14 protein-coding genes and 2 tRNA genes are annotated in these 15391 nt (G+C 65.1%); 1 reads left to right on the top strand and 15 read right to left on the bottom strand.

The genetic code is table 11. The features are described from left to right. Nucleotides 1-116 precede the first annotated feature (116 nt). From A3M7_RS0103925 to A3M7_RS0103870, 12 genes are all read right to left on the bottom strand, one after another. Nucleotides 117-296 (bottom strand): hypothetical protein, encoded by a 180-nt coding sequence (locus A3M7_RS0103925; protein ID WP_027542747.1) that lies wholly within the window; start codon nt 294-296, stop codon nt 117-119. Between the two features lie 217 nt (nt 297-513). Continuing rightward, nucleotides 514-588 (bottom strand) — tRNA-Asn (locus A3M7_RS0103920). A gap of 137 nt (nt 589-725) precedes the next feature. Next, the gene (locus tag A3M7_RS0103915) at nt 726-1094 is read right to left on the bottom strand and encodes a hypothetical protein (protein ID WP_027542746.1); all 369 of its coding nucleotides are present in this window, start codon (nt 1092-1094) and stop codon (nt 726-728) included. Nucleotides 1095-1305: 211 nt separating this feature from the next. After that, nucleotides 1306-3003, bottom strand: coding sequence for a flotillin family protein (locus A3M7_RS0103910; protein WP_027542745.1), 1698 nt, complete (start codon nt 3001-3003; stop codon nt 1306-1308). 29 nt (nt 3004-3032) lie between these two features. Next, entirely contained in the window at nt 3033-3692 is a 660-nt protein-coding gene (locus A3M7_RS0103905; RefSeq protein WP_027542744.1) for an OB-fold-containig protein, read from the bottom strand. 10 nt (nt 3693-3702) lie between these two features. Then, the gene (locus A3M7_RS0103900; RefSeq protein ID WP_027542743.1) at nt 3703-4866 is read right to left on the bottom strand and encodes a PspA/IM30 family protein; all 1164 of its coding nucleotides are present in this window, start codon (nt 4864-4866) and stop codon (nt 3703-3705) included. 1083 nt (nt 4867-5949) lie between these two features. Continuing rightward, nucleotides 5950-6333, bottom strand: coding sequence for a RidA family protein (locus A3M7_RS0103895; RefSeq protein WP_027542742.1), 384 nt, complete (start codon nt 6331-6333; stop codon nt 5950-5952). Between the two features lie 14 nt (nt 6334-6347). Further along, the gene (locus tag A3M7_RS0103890; RefSeq protein WP_027542741.1) at nt 6348-8684 is read right to left on the bottom strand and encodes an acetamidase/formamidase family protein; all 2337 of its coding nucleotides are present in this window, start codon (nt 8682-8684) and stop codon (nt 6348-6350) included. Nucleotides 8685-8965: 281 nt separating this feature from the next. Beyond that, nucleotides 8966-10207, bottom strand: a complete 1242-nt coding sequence (locus tag A3M7_RS0103885) for an acetamidase/formamidase family protein (RefSeq protein ID WP_027542740.1) — start codon at nt 10205-10207, stop codon at nt 8966-8968. A 43-nt stretch (nt 10208-10250) separates the two neighbouring features. Further along, on the bottom strand, nt 10251-11873 hold the full coding sequence (locus A3M7_RS0103880; RefSeq protein ID WP_027542739.1) for an amino acid ABC transporter permease/ATP-binding protein: 1623 nt from the start codon (nt 11871-11873) through the stop codon (nt 10251-10253). Between the two features lie 112 nt (nt 11874-11985). Continuing rightward, nucleotides 11986-12918 (bottom strand): ABC transporter substrate-binding protein, encoded by a 933-nt coding sequence (locus A3M7_RS0103875; RefSeq protein WP_027542738.1) that lies wholly within the window; start codon nt 12916-12918, stop codon nt 11986-11988. A 420-nt stretch (nt 12919-13338) separates the two neighbouring features. Beyond that, complete coding sequence (locus A3M7_RS0103870) at nt 13339-13602, bottom strand: hypothetical protein (RefSeq protein ID WP_027542737.1); 264 nt, start codon at nt 13600-13602, stop codon at nt 13339-13341. Nucleotides 13603-13856: 254 nt separating this feature from the next. On the opposite strand from A3M7_RS0103870, the gene A3M7_RS48240 reads away from it, so the two are divergent. After that, nucleotides 13857-14051, top strand: a complete 195-nt coding sequence (locus A3M7_RS48240; protein WP_027542736.1) for a hypothetical protein — start codon at nt 13857-13859, stop codon at nt 14049-14051. A gap of 80 nt (nt 14052-14131) precedes the next feature. On the opposite strand, the gene A3M7_RS49490 is transcribed toward A3M7_RS48240, so the two are convergent. The 3 genes from A3M7_RS49490 to A3M7_RS0103850 form a co-directional block, all read right to left on the bottom strand. After that, complete coding sequence (locus A3M7_RS49490) at nt 14132-14278, bottom strand: hypothetical protein (RefSeq protein ID WP_165448159.1); 147 nt, start codon at nt 14276-14278, stop codon at nt 14132-14134. Nucleotides 14279-14476: 198 nt separating this feature from the next. Continuing rightward, nucleotides 14477-14550: transfer RNA gene (locus tag A3M7_RS0103855), tRNA-Cys, on the bottom strand. Between the two features lie 94 nt (nt 14551-14644). Beyond that, nucleotides 14645-15379, bottom strand: a complete 735-nt coding sequence (locus A3M7_RS0103850; RefSeq protein WP_027542735.1) for a tRNA-uridine aminocarboxypropyltransferase — start codon at nt 15377-15379, stop codon at nt 14645-14647. Nucleotides 15380-15391: the final 12 nt, after the last annotated feature.

The raw sequence follows: 15391 nt of genomic DNA, 5'->3' as shown, positions 1-15391 counted from the left end.
CGATGCCGCGGACGAAAGTTGCGGCATCTTTGGAACATGCCCGGCGAAAACGCAACATGGGCGTTGGCCTCCGCCGGCCAACGCTTCCGCGACTCACCGCATCAGGGGGCGATGGACTATTCGATCGTCACCGCGAGGCGGCCGATCAGGGCGGCGACCTCGTCCAGCCGCGCCGAATCGGGCGTCTCGACCGCGCGCGCCAGGCAGGCGATGCATTCGTCGTCGCTGAGCTCGGGAATGTCGGCCGGCAGAATCGAGGGAGCCAGTGGGGCACGGTCGATCTGGATGTCGGGCATGGGAATCAGCTCCGTAAGGGTCCGGCCCGTCGAAGCTCGAATTGAATTAAGTCGATTTGGTGCCAGCCCTCCGGGCGCGAAGCCGCGGTCAGGACACGTTTGCTTGAACACGATTCTGCATCGCATGCGGGCCCGCAAACGTGTTGAGAGACGGCCCGAGCAACGTCGCGCGCCGCATCAAGGCACGAGTGCAAGCTACTGAAATTGCGGTAAAATTTGGCTCCCCGGGCTGGATTCGAACCAGCGACCATCCGATTAACAGTCGGATGCTCTACCGCTGAGCTACCGAGGAAAAGGGCGAACCGTTCGTTCGCGCGCGGCTGCGTATAACAAAGCCGGTTGCGCTTGCAAAGGACGAATTCGTCATCTTCCGCAACGCGCCTGAGGAAGGGCCGGACGGCCCCTCCTCCGGGCCTGTCAGGCGGAAAACTATTCGGCGACGAAGGACGTGGTCTTGGTGCCGGCGTCGTAGCGCAGCCGCAGCGCGGTGAACTTGCAGAGATTGACGTTCTTCCAGAGCACGGCCTCGTCGTAATTCTGCCAATCGACGCGGATGTTCCAGACACATCCCTCGTCGTCATCGTCGAACTCGACATAGGTGCTCGCCTGATTCTGCAAAACCTTGTCGAGCTCGTTGTCCCATTCGTCCAGGCCATCGTCCGGCGCGTTGAAGCCCAGGAATTTGATGGCATAGCCGGTCTCGTTGACGACGGTGACGTTGCGGGCATCAGCTGCGAACGACGGTGTGGCGGCAATCGAAAGACCGATCGCGATCAGTGCAGACAGAAAATACTTCATGTGAAATTCCCTGGATCGAAACAGGCTTTGAGCGCCTGACGTCGATCGGCGCAGGCGCCGCGGCAACAAATGGCGTTGCCTCGAACGATTCGTCCGGAGCGTGATCGAAAGGTTCAACACGCCTCGATCAGCACTCCGGAGCTGTGCGCGACGCGAGACGCGCACGGGGATTTCTTATCGATTCGAATTCTCCGCAGCAATGAACGGGCATTCATAGGTCGGCGGAGTTTGCTTTCTCCGGCACGGGCGCCGGCACCGCGGCACCGTTGCTCTTGCCCGTCACGGCACCGACCAGCGCCTGCACGGGATCGTCGCCCGGCGCAAAGCCGCTCTGGCGCAGGATCTCGTCGATCATCGGACGCAGCGCGTGCACCTTGAGCAGCTCGCCCGCGAGCCCTTCACCGAAACCGACATTGCCGCCGGCGCCGTTGCCGTTGCCGCCGAACGCGCCGCCGGTGTGCAGGATGCGGACGTCCTTGAGGTTGGCGATCGGCCTGACCATCTCGGCGAGTGCCGAGGGCATGGTCTCGATCCGCTTCTTGGCGAGCTCGAAGTCGATGACGTTGGCGCCGAGCTTGTTCTGCGCCTCGTTCTTGAGCGTGATGATTGCGGCCTCGGCCTCGCCGATATTCCTGACGCCGACCGCCTTGATCTTGTTGGACTCGGCTTCGGCGGTGGCCAGCGTCTTGGTGGCCTCGGCGCGATCGAGTGCCGCCTTCTTCTCGGCCTCGGCCGCCACGATCACCTCGGTCGACTTGCGCTCGGCCTCGGTTCGCGCCGCGAGCACCTGGGTGAGACGAGCACGGTCGGCGACCTCGACCGCGCGTGCGGTCACGACCTTTTCCTCCGCAGAGACGGCGATCGCCTCGGCCGTCTTGGCTTCGGCGACGGCTTCCGAGGTCTGCTTGCTCTTGGCCGCGATCTGGATCTCGTTCTCCTGGGTCGCGATCTGGATCTCGCGCTGCGCGTCGGTCTTGCGCTTGTTGATGGCGAGATCCGACTCGATCACCGCGGTTTCCTTGACCTGCTTGGCGCCCGCCTCCTTCTCGGCGACCGCCCGGTCGGTGTCGATGCGGGCGTTCTCCTCGGTCAGGCGCGCGGTCTGGGTTGCGGTCGCGACTTCGGCGCGGGTGCTCGCGGTCTTGTTGGCGATGTCGCGCTCCTGGGAGAGCTCGGCCTCCTTCTTGGTGCGCTCGATGGTCAGGGTCTGCTGCCGCGCCTCGAGGTCCTTTTGCGCAATCGCCACCTCGTTGTCGCGCACGATCGAGTTGCGGTCGCGCCGGCGCGTCTCGGTAACGGTCTTGAGCTGGGTCAGACCTTCGGCGTCAAAGAAGTTTTCCGGATTGAAGAATTTCACATCGGTCTGGTCGAGCTTGGTCAGCGACACCGATTCGAGCTCGAGACCGTTGGATTTGACGTCCGACTCCACGGTCGCTTGCACGTGCTTGACGAAGTCGCTGCGCTTTTCCTGCAACTCCAGGATCGACATGGTGGCCGCCACCGAACGCAGACCGTCGACGAATTTCGCCTCGACCTGATTACGCAGGGCTTCGGCGTCATTGGTCAGCGCGCCCAGAGTCTGGCTGGCGAGCGCGATGCTCTCGTCGTCGGGGCGGACGCGCACGTAGAACTCGGCGACGATGTCGACGCGGAGGCGGTCCTTGGTGATCAGGGATTCCCGCTCCTTGCGCTCGACGGTGAGCCGCAGCGTCTTCAGATTGACGCTGGCATAGGAGTGGAAGATCGGCAGGATCATGGCGCCGCCGTCGAGCACGACCTTCTTGCCGCCGAGGCCGGTGCGCACGAAGGCCTCGTCGCGCGTGGCGCGCTTGTAGAGGATGGTGAAGACGATCCCCAGGACGACGATCAGCGCGACGCCGATCATGGCCGGGACTGCGATGTCAAACATAACTTTCTCCGCTAATGAGCTTTGGCTGGCTAACTGCTTAGAGTCGGCTTGGACGGCTTCAGTTCATCGTCGGCCTTCACCGCCACGAAGCGGGTGCCGACGCGATCGACCAGAAGGACCATGGTTCCCTGCTCCAATGGTCCCGATACGGGCGCCGCGACCGCCCAGACGAAGTGCCTGTTGCCGTGGACGTCGGCGACGCTGACGCGGCCGGGCGGCCCCTGATCGAGCGGACCGATGACGACCTCGCCGACGCGGCCGACGAGGTCGCCGAGGCCGACGGCATAGCTTTCATCTTTGGGAATGGCCCGCGCGATGGCGCGGCTGGTGACGCGGACCAGCGGAACCGAGGCGGCGACGGCCCCGATCGAGGCGATCGTTGCCGGCAAGGGACCGGCGACCAGCCGGGCGATGTCCTGGATCAGGAATCCGGTGATCGAGAAGGCGCCGAGCATCAGCAGCAGGAAGATCAGCAGCGGCACGCCGCCGACATTGATCCACGAAATGGCGTTGAGCACGCCGTTATCGCTGGGGTGACTGAAATCGATGCCGGTGCCGAGCATCTCGCTCAAGGAGGCTCCGACCAGCATCGTGATCACCTCGAGCGAGCCGACGATGACGATCATGGCCGCCGCGATAGCGAACGGCCTGACCTCCGGCGCCATGACGTGTTCGAGCAGTGCGCTCATGACACATTACTCAGGAGCGCGACTTCAACCGCGCCAGCCTCGCTGCAATCTCCTTGTCGCGATGCAACGTACTGAGCTTGTCGATGTCACTTGAAAACGGGATGGCTGCGGGAACGCCGGTGGCGCGCGCCACCGCCCTGCCCGCACGTAGCGCCTTCGCCGCTGCCGAGGCACCGCCGGGCTTCCCGGGCGACGTCGAGGCCTGGTGACTTGCGACCGCCTCGCTCTTTGCGAGATCGGCGCGGCGCTGCTCGGCATCTTGCAATGCCGACAGCACGGCGCGCAGGGACGTCACGCATTGCTCGATCTTCTCATTGTTCTCGTCGATGGCGCGGGAGAGCACCTCGAACTGCGCCTCCAGGTCCATCTGCCGCGCGATGCCGGCGCGCGCGAGATCGTCGCGGCTGTCAGCGATCACGCTCTCGATCTTGGCAGTGAGATCGTTCATCTCGCGCTCGATCTCGGTGCGGCGCGCGTTGAGGCGGTATTCCTCGGCACGCGCAGCCGCCAGCGCGTCGCGTGCCTCGCTCTCGGCACGCTCGATCTCGCGGATGGCCTGGCCGACCACTTTCAGCTTGTTCTTGCCTTCCGCCTGCTCGATCGCGTCATAGGCGATCCCGGCGATCAGGCGCCCGACCCGGGACAGGAAATTGTCGGGGGCGGCAGCGATGGTATCCATGGCGTTCTCCTCCTCTGGCAGACTGTTCGGCGTGACGCCGTAGTGAACTTCAAAGCCGTCGTCGGTGCGGATCAGGTGTGCGGGCGCGCTCTGCCCCCAGCCCTCGGCATAACCGGCGTAGTCGAAGGGCACGCTGAAGCGCCCTTGCACGGTCGCAATCGAAATGGTGGCGGGACCCTTGATCTTGGCGAGCTTGTCGTCGAGCGGCAGGCGGCGACCTTGGGCGGCGCGATAGTCGGCGCGGTCACGCAAGCCCAGCGTCACCAGCCGCGACGGCAGAGCGGTTTCTTTCCGGATCGGCTCATAGGCGTGGGCGTGGAGCAGGACCACGTTGGAACCCACATTATGGGTCCGCGCGACCTCATCCAGGATCTCCATCATGCGGTCATAAGCCCTAAACGTCGCCTCCATGGCGGCCTTGGCGGCCGGATCAGGGGCAAGCCTGTAACGCAGCGCCGACGGCGCGTTTCGGGGCGACTGGCTCATGGAAAGCACTAAAGCACCATTTTGGTGCTTTAGGAAGGGGAAGCTCGATCACGTTCCACTGATCCTTGGGCACTCCATGGGTTAGTCGCTGGCGGGCTCTGGCGCGTTCAAGGCTGGCCCTTCACCCCTAGATCACAGCCGATCAAGACTTCTTGCACGCGCGGGTTGCAATTTGAGATGAAGTGGAGGGAGCATATGTCGCTGTTGCCTGGCTCCGTCATCCTGAGGTGCGAGCGATGGGGCGCGGTGCGCCCCATCGGGAGCCTCGAAGGATGAACGGCCGGGATACAGCCGGGCCGTTCACCCTTCGAGGCCTCCGCTTCGCTTCGGCACCTCAGGATGACGGTGATAGACCTTGCCCGCGTCATTCTGCGCGCGTGCAATTGGACACACCTTTGCATCCTCGCGGCTCATCTCGCCCGAGCTTTGCTTCATCGCGACACCCTCGTCTGTCAGAGGGCGCAGGGAAGACCGGGTGCCGGCCGGGCACCCACGGTCCACTGTGCGAAAGGTGGCNACAANAATCTGCACAGCGGCATACAGGTGAAGCCCAACACACGGCCTTCCCTGCGCAGTGGTTTGACGGCTTATGCCGAGTTCTCCCCGGGGAGCGATGCACTATTGCCCCCGTCGCCTTGCCGATCGCTGATGCGCGTGCCCGGTCGGGCCGCCACATCACCGCAAGACTTGGCGCACAGACCCCGGGCGCCAGGACGACACGGTTTTGCCGTACGCAGATCACACCGGTCGTGTGCGCGAAGGCAGTCGCTCACGGTTTCCCGCCCTGCGATGCCTATCGCGCCGATGTGACTAGCGTCCACCGCCGCCCACCCCGCATGTCGTGACGATCGCGATACGCCCCTCTGACCGGGATGAGGTGGCGCATGACTACGCCAAAGCCGAATTTCGGTAAAGTGGAATATTTTAGTGGCCGCGCGTTGACCGGCATCTTGCGTGTCTTGCCCGTCGGGCAACGCAAGGTCTTGTAGCCCGGATGAGCGAAGCGATATCCGGGGTTCGTGCCCGCGGATACAGAGATCCCGGATATCGCTTCGCTCATCCGGGCTACGAAAGCTACGAAGTACGCATGCCTCACGGCCGGCGGCACACCAGGTCGATCTCGATCAGCGCGTCATAGGCAAGCCCTGTGACGCCGACGCAGGTGCGGGCCGGCAGCCGGCCGGGCGCAAAGTACGTGCGGTAGGTCTCGTTCATAGCCGTATAGTCTTCCTTGAAACGCGTGAGGTAGATCCGCGTCATCACGACGTGCTCGAGGCCGAGATCGAGGCCTGAGAGGACCACCTTCAGATTCTCCATGACGGCTCGCGTCTGCGCCACGATGCCGTCGGGCAGCACGCCCGGCGTTTGCGGCGTGTCCGGCATCTGGCCGGTGACGAATACAAAGCCGTCGGTCTCGACGGCGTGGCTGAAGGGCGCGACCGGCTTCGGTCCGCCGCTGATCATGTGGAATTTCACCTGGACTGTCCTTGTTACGGTGCGCTCTCGAACAGGCGCTTGCTGAGGATGGCGTGTACCCCCCAATTGCCGTCGACGACCTGCGTGACGCCAAAATCGACGGCGGCCGACATCAGCGCGATCGCCTCGTCCTCGCTGAGACCCTTCACGTTCATCAGGAAGCGCCGCATCTTGCGGAAGGCATCCTTCATGGCAAGGTCGAGCGAGGATTTTGCGTAGACCTCGCTCTGCCCCTGCGCGCCGAATTCGGCGAGATAGTTGGGATGGCTGAAGCCGGTCAGCACCCAGTCGGTCGCGGTCTCGATCAGGGGATAGGAGAGATCGGCGAAGGGGCGGCCGGCAAGGTCGGCCTTCTTGTGCAGGATCACCTCGAAAGTGCCGGTCATCGAGCATTCGATCGCGGTGCCGCTCAACTCGCCGTCGCCCTGCGCCGCGTGGGGATCGCCGACCGACAGCAGCGCGCCGGGAACGGAGACCGGAAGGTAGACGGCCGCCCCCTTCCCCAGCCGCCAATTGTCCAGATTGCCGCCGAAATAGGACGGCGGCACGGAGTCGATGAAATCAACCTCGCGCGGCGCCACCGCGATCACGCCGAAATGTGGCCGCAAGGGAATGCGGATGCCGTCGAGTACCGCATGGCGCCGCTTCACGGTGCCGGGCGCGACGGGAACGCCGGGATAATCGTAGGTGGGGTGCACGACGCCGAACGGATCGGTCTGCGGCTCCCAGCGATAGGAATACAGCGCGCGGGCATGCGGCGCATCGGCATCGTCGAATATCTCGTAGATCGTCACCGCCTCGCGGGGCTTCGGTCCAGACAGGAACTCGTCGTAATGATAGCCCCACCAGGCCGCGACCGAGGAACCGAACACGCGGCCCGCATGTTTCGGATGGCGGCTCGCGCGCGGCACGATGTCGAGGATCCGCACCTCCAGCACGTCGCCGGGCTGGGCATCCTTCACCGCCACGGGGCCGGTGCAGATGTGCACGCCAAAGCCTTCGCCGGCGCCGCGACCGAACACGCTGGCGTCCATCGGGCCGGCGCCGCGACGATCCACGTTCTTCTTCTGCCTGGTCCAGCCGAACACGCTTTCGGCGGCGGCGTCGCCCGCGATCATCAGCTCGGGGTCGTCGGAGGCGTGCTGGGTCAGCGTCTCGATGGTGATGGTATCGCCCGAGGCGATCTCGAGCTGCGGCGAGAGCGAGCGGCTGAAATAGCCCCAATGAACACGATTGGCCTCGATCGGTAGATGATGGTGCTTGCGTCCAGCCGTTCTCGGTTCATCGGAGGCTGCACGCAGCACATTGCTGCGCACCTCCGCACCCACCTGATGCGCGCGGAGCTGCGCCAGCGCCTCCTGCGGCCAGCCGCGCTGGCCGGTGATCCCGTGCTGCGACGTCGCGCGCTCCGCCTCCTGCTGGCGGAACTCGCGCGGCGGCAGGCCGAAGCGGTGGCGGAAGGCGCGGCTGAAATGCGCGGAATCGCCAAAGCCATAGGCGTAGGCGATCTCGGAGATCGAGCGATGCGCCTCGGTCGGATTGGACAGGTCGGCCCAGGCGCGCTGGAGCCGGCGTTCGCGGACGTAATGGGTGAAATTGTCGCCGACCGTCTCGAACAGCTTCTGCAAGTAGCGCTCGGAAATTCCCTCGGCCTGCGCGACGCGCGCGGGCACCAACTCGGGATCGTCGAGCCGGCGTTCGATGGTCTGGCAGATCCGGTGCAGCAGCGCGGCCTGTGTCGCGCTCGATCCGGCATCGGATGTCGAGGCCGCCAGTTGATGCGCGAGCGTCAGCAGGAGGTCGACGAGGCTCTGCGCGACCGCATTCCATTCGGCATCGCTCAAGGTGTCGAGCGTGCGCGCGGTGGCATCCAGCAAGCGCGAGAACACATCGGCAAAGCCGCTGGGCGGAACGACCCGGGGCTCGCCGAGCCGCGGCTTGCCCGAGAGGCGTCCGTGCAGCGCTTCCGACGTCACCGACAACACGATGGCCCGCATGTCGCGCTGGAACACGATGCTCCAGTCCCCCCCGCTGCGCGGCAGCAGCACGAGATGGCCGACGGGAACGATGCGGTGGCCGCGGGCGCTCTTGAGCACCATGCCGTCCTCGACCGGTATCAGCGCGATCGGAAGCTCTTCACTCGCTTGCGCGAGCGGCGCGATGCTTTGCGCGCCCGCGGCCATACGCGTCAGCGCGACGCCCGAGGCCTGGCGATGCGACGCCGTTGCGTGCCCATCGAGGAAGGGATGGCCGGTCGCGGGTTGCAGGCCGACGGCAGCCAGCACGTCCCGCCAGGCTTCGGGGCGGTCGTCTTGCGCATAGGACTCGCTTGTGAACGGCCGGAAGCTCATCGGATCGACCCAGACTGCCGTCGATCGAAGCAACCTCCGTGCCAGACGCACGCGATCCTCCGTCGCCGCGACGGGCCGCAAATGGGGTTCGTTGGTCATCCTCTCATTCCGAAAACAGGCTAACCTTCAACGTGTTAGAGCATGATGAGCTCGTATTGACGCTCGTCATTCCGGGGCGCGCGCAAGCGCGAACCCGGAATCCATCGGGCGCAGAAGACGGTGGTGAAATGGATTCCGGGTTCGACGCTTTGCGTCGCCCCGGAATGACAAGACGCAGAGATCTAGTCGCACCGGAAGATGTTCTTGCGGATCGTGCCGTGCACGCCCCAATTGGCGTCGACCACCTGGGTGACGCCGAAATCGGCGCCGACCGACATCAGCGAGATCGCCTCGTCCTCACTGAGGCGATGCACGGTCATCAGGAACCGGCGCAGCTTGCGGAAGGCATCGCGCATCGCGCGGTCGAGACTGCTGTGATTGGCAATCTCGGTTTGTGCGTCGGCGCCGAGCGCGGCGAGATAGTTCGCATAGGTGAAGCCGTAGAACGACCAGGCCTGATCGGTCTCGAGCATGGGATGGTCGAGACCTTCCAGATTGGTGCCGGCGAGGTCGGCCTTCTTGTGCAGGATGAATTCGAAATCGCCGGTCAGCGATGTCTCGATCGCGGTGCCGCCGAGCTCGCTGTCGCCTTGCGCGGCGTGGGGATCGCCGACCGAGAAATAGGCGCCGGGGACCGCGACCGGATAGAACATCCGCGCGCCCTTGCCGATGCGCCAGTCGTCGATGTTGCCGCCGGTGTAGCTCGGCGGGATCGAGCTGACGAAATCGGCTTCCGATGGCGCAAGGCCCATGGTGCCGAAATGCAATCGTGCGGGCACCTTCACACTTGCGAGAATGTTCTCGCGCTTCTTGATGGTGGCGTGATCGACGCGGACGCCGGGATAGTCGATGGTCGGATGCACGATGCCGTCGGGGTCGGTCTGCGGCGTCCAGACGTAGTTGTAGACCGCCTTGGCGTAGGGCTCGCCCGAGGTATCGAGCTCGAAGATGGTGACGACCTCGCGCGGCTTCGGCTCCTCGATCAGGTCGTGATAGTGAAAGCCCCAGTTCGCCGCGACGTTGGAGCCGAAGCAGCGGCCGGCATGGCAGGCGCTACAGCTCGGCCGCGGCCGGACGTCGAGGATGCGAACCTCCAGGATGTCGCCGGGCTCGGCGCCCTCGATCGCGACCGGCCCGGTGAGGAGATGCACGCCGATCCCCTCGCCTGCGCCGCGGATGAAGGGACCTTCGACCGGACCCGAGCCGCGGCGCGCGACCGCCTTGTGCTCGCGCGTCCACTGGAACACGCTTTCGGCGCCGGGATCGCCCGCGATCATGCGCTCGTAATCGTCGTTGGCATGATGGGTCAGCGTCTCGATGGTGGCGCGATCGCCGGAGCGCAGCGTCAGGGCCGGAGCGACCTTCTTGGAGAAATAGCCCCAGTGGACGGTTCGCGGCGAAACCGGCAGCGTGAAATGCTTCATGACGTGGCCTCTTCGGGGGGCTTGGATCTTGTGGCGACGGCGCTCATCGCACCGCCTCCGGAATCTTGTCGGCTTCCATCACGCTGAGGAAACGCGCGGTCAGCGGATTGCGGGGGTTGGTGAGAACCTCGTGCGCCGGCCCCTCCTCGATGATCGCGCCGCCGCTCAGGAAGGCGACGCGGTCGGCGACTTCATCGGCGAAGCGGATCTGGTGCGTCGAGATGATCATGGTGAGGCCGTCGTCGATGGCGAGCCGCCGGATCACCTCCAGCACCTCGCTGACGAGCTCGGGATCGAGCGCGGAGGTCGGCTCGTCCAGCAGCAGCACGCTCGGGTTCGGTGCAAGCGCGCGGGCGATGGCGACGCGCTGCTGCTGGCCGCCGGACAGATGCCGCGGCAGCGCATCGGCGCGATGCGACAGCCCGACCCGGTCGAGCAGCTCGGTGGCGCGGCGCTCGGCATCGATCCGGGTCATGCCGTGGACCCAGCGCAAGGGGCCGGCGATGTTCTCCCTGGCCGAGAGGTGCGCGAACAAGTTGAACTGCTGGAACACCATGCCGACGCCAACGCTGGCCCGTTCGTTGGCGAGGTCGCGGGGTGACAGCGGCTTGCCGTTCTCGCCGAAGCCGAGGCGTCGGCCGCCGACGCGCACGGTGCCGGCGTCCCAGTTTTCGAGATGATTGACGCAGCGGAGCAGCGTGCTCTTGCCGGAGCCGCTGGGGCCGAGCAGCGCCACCACCTCGCCGACGCGGACCGTCAGGTCCAGACCATCGAGCACCTTTTGGGCGCCATAGCTCTTGGTGAGGTCCCTGGCCTCGACCGCGATGTTGTTGCGCGCGATGGTCGCGGCGCGGCGGGTTCGCTCCTCGCGGGTCAGCGCCAGCGGCGGCGTGGCGGTCAGCTCTGCCGGTGCGGGCTCCGGATCATCAACGGCGATCGCGGCAAGTTCGAGCTTGGTGCCGAGATCGACGCGGCGCCACGGCAGGTAATCGGCAAGCTTGCGCTGGCGCCCCTTGGCCCGATCGAGATCGAGCAGCCATTCGACGAACAGCTGGATGGCACTGATGGCAAAGGTCAGCACGAGATACAGAAGACCCGAGGCAAAGAAGATCGAGAAGAAGTCGAAGGTCGAGGACGCCAGCTGGGTCGAGCGCAAGGTCAGCTCCTGGACCGCGACGACGGAGGCCAGCGAGGAATTCTTCAGCGCGCTGACGGCCTCGTTGCCGAAGGCCGGGATCATGGTGCGGATCGCTTGCGGCGCGATCACCCGCCACATCAGGATCCGCGGCGTCATGCCGAGCGCCTGGCCCGCGGTCACTTGGCCGCGATCGACGCCGAGCACGCCGGCCCGCAGCATCTCGGCGATGAATGGCGCCTCGTTGCAGGCGAGCGCGAGGCCGGCCGCCAGCACCGCCGGCAGCTTGATGCCGATATGCGGCAGCGCGTCGTAGGCGAACACCATCTGCAGGATCAGCGGCGTGCCGCGGAAGATCACGGTGTAGGCCCTGGCGATCGCCGCCAGCAGCCAGAAGCGGGAGAGCTGCATGCCGGCGAGGATCAATCCGAGGATCAGTCCGCCGCCGAGCCCGAGGGCGGTCACCTCGAGGGTGAGCTCGATGCCCTCGAGCAGGTACGGCATGCTCAGGTAATGGAAGAACAGCGACATCAGTCGACCGTCATCGGGGCGGGGCGATCTTTGTTGAAGAAGGACATTCAGGCGCGTGCTTCACCCCTCCCCGCCGGGGAGAGGTGAAGTCGGGCAGCGGCTGCCCGCTGCTCTAGTCGGCCGTCAGGATGTCCGGCTCCTTGAAGTTGTTCACGTCGAGCCCATGCTTCTTCAGAAGCTCCATGTGCGTGCCGGCCTTCTGCACCTCGATCAGCGCGGCGAGCACGGCGTCGCGGAATTTCGGCTTGTCCTTGGGAACGGCGATGCCGACCGAATACGGGATCGTCACCGCGATCGCCTTCTCCAGCTTGTCCGGATAGGCCTTCACCGCGCTGTCGACGGTGTTGACGTCGTTGACATAGGTGTCGGCGCGACCGGCGAGGATGGCCTGGATGCAGTTGGCGTTGTTGTCGTAGAGCTGGACGGTCGGCTCGGGCTTGCCGGCCTTCTTGCACTCCGGCATCAGGGCCTGGATCAGGGGCACCTCGACATAACCGGTGTTTTCGGCGGCAGCCGCGCCGCACATCGACATGTTGATGCCGTTGATGCCCTTCGGATTGCCCTTGGCGACCAGCACGCCGTCGAACACCTTCGAATAGGTGATGAAGTCGGCGGCCTTGGCGCGCTCCTTCGTGGCGTAGATGTCGGAGATGACGATGTCGGCTTGTCCTGCGGCGAGCGTGGTGAGGAGTGCCGCGAACGTCACCGGCTTGTAGGTCAACTTGAAGCCGAGGCATTCGCCGATGGCCTCGCCAAGATCGATGTCGAAACCGATATATTTGCTGGGATCCTTCGGGTCGATCGTCTCATAGCCCGGCGTGTGCGGGTTGATGGCGTTGACGAGCGTCTTGCCCTTCCAGTCCGGATATTTCTCCTGGAGCGCGGCACAGGCGGCGGGCGCTGCGGCCTGCGCGCTCAGCGGTGCAGCGGCGAGAACGCCGAGAGCGATGGCGGCGCCGAGCGCGACCTTGCGCCACGGCAAATTTGCGCGTGCGATCCCCCGCCGCACGTTCCGCCGTATTTGGGGCAATACCCGTCTCTCCATCTCCAGCTCCTTCGAATTGTCATGGCACTGGCCATGTTCCAGATCTCGGGAGCGAGCCTAGGTGGAGTGCGCCGGGGAAAGCTTGTCCGCGGGCGTACAAAAAATTGGACGGTGGGGGCCCGCGATTTGGGCAAGCCCCTGCACAAAAACTGTTCGCAGGCTTTGGGTGCGGCGATACGCGATTCCGAATTCGGGAGAACCAAATGATTTCGTAATAGGCCGTGGTCGGCACGATTAGGGAATCATTCGGTTGGGTCATTTGACAGAGATATGACGGGTTCCGGACGTATCTATGTGCGAGGTCCGAAGCAGATCGTCGTTCCTCCACAGCCTATCCGCAACATATCCACAGGGTGACTATGCCGGATTCGCGAGCCCGCACGAGCCACTTGCTGCGCACAAACTCACAGACCTGGTATGTCAGCCACCGGCCTGATCGAACTGGGTGCGGCAAGCCTCGCTCAAGCTTGAGCGGTTACGGCGCAGGCAGGCCGTGATGGCGCGGACATTGGGGATTTCGCCGGCGCAGAGCCGGTAGACGTCGGGAGTGCAGGCCCGGCGCTGCTCGGGCGTTCCCTGCTGCGCGTGAGCCGCGGAAGCAAACAGCGTCAGGAACAGCCCGACCGTCGAGGCGCGGCGCGCCCGGCTCCTCACACCCGCAAGCCGCAAGAACCTTGCCTTCATGACGAAGTCTCCTGTCTGCCCTGCCCGCCCCGGCCCGCGTTGGCCGGTGTGCGAAGGGGTAGGAGAAATAAACCGCCGAGATGATCTCATTCACACTGGCGGCCGGCCCGGGATGCCAAGTTCTCGCGGGGATTTTTCAGGAATCGCTAACCATACGGGACCCGATCGCCGGATCGTTAAAATGCGAGCGATCGGGTCAATCGGGAAACAAACCGGCTTTGCGACATTGCGCCATCCGCGTTCCGGAGGGTGCGATGAGCGAAGCCGAATTCAACTTGCTGCTGGATGCCGTCCGCGACGCCATTGTCCATGACGATTTTGCGCCCGCGCCGGAGGAGGAATTCGTGCCCCGCTCGTGGAGCTTCGACGCAACGCCCAAAGCCGCCAATGACAATGAGGGCGCCTGGCCCATCCTGCCGTTTCCGGACGGCTGGTACGCGGCCTGCTGAGGCCAGCTTCACCGTGAGCGGATGCGCCCGCCTGCTGGGCGGTTCGGCATCGCCACGCGCCGGGACCGGCACGGCCACGATCAATTCTTGACGCGCTCCTCGCCGTCCTGCGGCACCCGGTCGGGTGCGGCCGGCGGAAAGATGCTGTCATAGATCGCGCGCGCCTCGCGGATGAGGCGAGCCCGCTCCAGCTCGGATTTCGGGACAAATCGAACGACGTCGCTCACGTGTTCTCCAGCTTTCAGTTCCTGATGCATCACTTCGCAGATGCGAAGTCTATGCCATCGGGCCTGAATCGCTGGTTCCCGCCAAGCCCCGGGCAAACCCGGTGGTAGCGTTCCGCCTCACCCCGGCAGCCGGCGGCGAGCGGCATCGGCGGAACCCGCGCTGAATTTGATTTTTGCTGAAAAATCAGAAGCTTGTGATGGAGGCCACGACCAGAATTGAACTGGTGTACACGGTTTTGCAGACCGTTGCGTAACCACTCCGCCACGTGGCCCCGTAAGGGCGGACCAATATAGGGGATCAATGGCTTAGGCAACCGCCTTCGTCCGACTTTGGCCGCAACGGCCTCTTTCCGATGTGGACCGAAGTCAGGCTCGCTTGCCGCGCCGGACACCGCGCCGGCGGTCCTTGACCACCGGCTTGGGCGCCAGCTCGGGCATCTCCTCCTGGACCTCGCGGTAGCGCGCCAGCATCCGCTCGAAACTCGCGTGCAAGGTCTCGGCAATGTCGGGCCGCCGTTCGAGACCGGAAAGCATCGTCGCGGCCGCCTCGATGGTCGACAGCCCGTCCTTGCGCGGCTCCTTGCGCAGCCGCCCGTAGCGCGAGGGGCGCGACGGGTTGAGAATCACGCGCTGGCATTTCAGCATCCAGGGATTGCGCCACCACAGCGCCTTGGCCTGGCTCCAGGTGCCGTCGAGCAGCACGATTCCTTCGAGCTTGCCGAGGATCGCGCGCTGGTTCTCGGCGATCTCGCCCTTGCGGGTCAGCGCCACGATCTCGCCCTCGGCCTCGAGATCGGCGGCGCGGGCCGAGCCGAGATAGAGCACGGCCCAATGGGAGGCATTCTCGACCGGCTGCCCCAGCGCCTTGGACAGGCTCGGCCAGGACAGGCCGACGCGCACCACGGCCTTGGGGAAGTGCTTCGCGGTCAACCGCGCGGTGCCGAGCGCCCTGTCCTGCTCCTGCGGGTGCTGGAGGATCAGGAGGCCGAGGCGATTCTCAACGGGCGTGACACTGTCGCAGATGCACAGCGGCATCGGCTTCTGACAGTGCGGGCATTCGGGGATCGGGTCGGCCGGCGCGGCGGCAGTGAGGTTCGACATGGCCGCCGCTAT

It is taken from the genome of Bradyrhizobium sp. WSM2254 (assembly GCF_000472645.1).
GTDB lineage: Bacteria > Pseudomonadota > Alphaproteobacteria > Rhizobiales > Xanthobacteraceae > Bradyrhizobium > Bradyrhizobium niftali.
The sequence above is the reverse complement of the archived record's forward strand: the minus strand, read 5'-3'. Positions and strand labels throughout refer to the sequence as shown.

What these genes read in the sequence shown, in the direction of transcription:
- A3M7_RS0103925 (WP_027542747.1), bottom strand. Translation starts at nt 296, where the DNA reads ATGCCCGACATCCAGATCGACCGTGCCCCACTGGCTCCCTCGATTCTG.
- A3M7_RS0103915 (WP_027542746.1), bottom strand. Translation starts at nt 1,094, where the DNA reads ATGAAGTATTTTCTGTCTGCACTGATCGCGATCGGTCTTTCGATTGCC.
- A3M7_RS0103910 (WP_027542745.1), bottom strand. Translation starts at nt 3,003, where the DNA reads ATGTTTGACATCGCAGTCCCGGCCATGATCGGCGTCGCGCTGATCGTC.
- A3M7_RS0103905 (WP_027542744.1), bottom strand. Translation starts at nt 3,692, where the DNA reads ATGAGCGCACTGCTCGAACACGTCATGGCGCCGGAGGTCAGGCCGTTC.
- A3M7_RS0103890 (WP_027542741.1), bottom strand. Translation starts at nt 8,684, where the DNA reads ATGAGCTTCCGGCCGTTCACAAGCGAGTCCTATGCGCAAGACGACCGC.
- A3M7_RS0103885 (WP_027542740.1), bottom strand. Translation starts at nt 10,207, where the DNA reads ATGAAGCATTTCACGCTGCCGGTTTCGCCGCGAACCGTCCACTGGGGC.
- A3M7_RS0103880 (WP_027542739.1), bottom strand. Translation starts at nt 11,873, where the DNA reads ATGTCGCTGTTCTTCCATTACCTGAGCATGCCGTACCTGCTCGAGGGC.
- A3M7_RS0103875 (WP_027542738.1), bottom strand. Translation starts at nt 12,918, where the DNA reads ATGGAGAGACGGGTATTGCCCCAAATACGGCGGAACGTGCGGCGGGGG.
- A3M7_RS0103870 (WP_027542737.1), bottom strand. Translation starts at nt 13,602, where the DNA reads ATGAAGGCAAGGTTCTTGCGGCTTGCGGGTGTGAGGAGCCGGGCGCGC.
- A3M7_RS48240 (WP_027542736.1), top strand. Translation starts at nt 13,857, where the DNA reads ATGAGCGAAGCCGAATTCAACTTGCTGCTGGATGCCGTCCGCGACGCC.
- A3M7_RS0103850 (WP_027542735.1), bottom strand. Translation starts at nt 15,379, where the DNA reads ATGTCGAACCTCACTGCCGCCGCGCCGGCCGACCCGATCCCCGAATGC.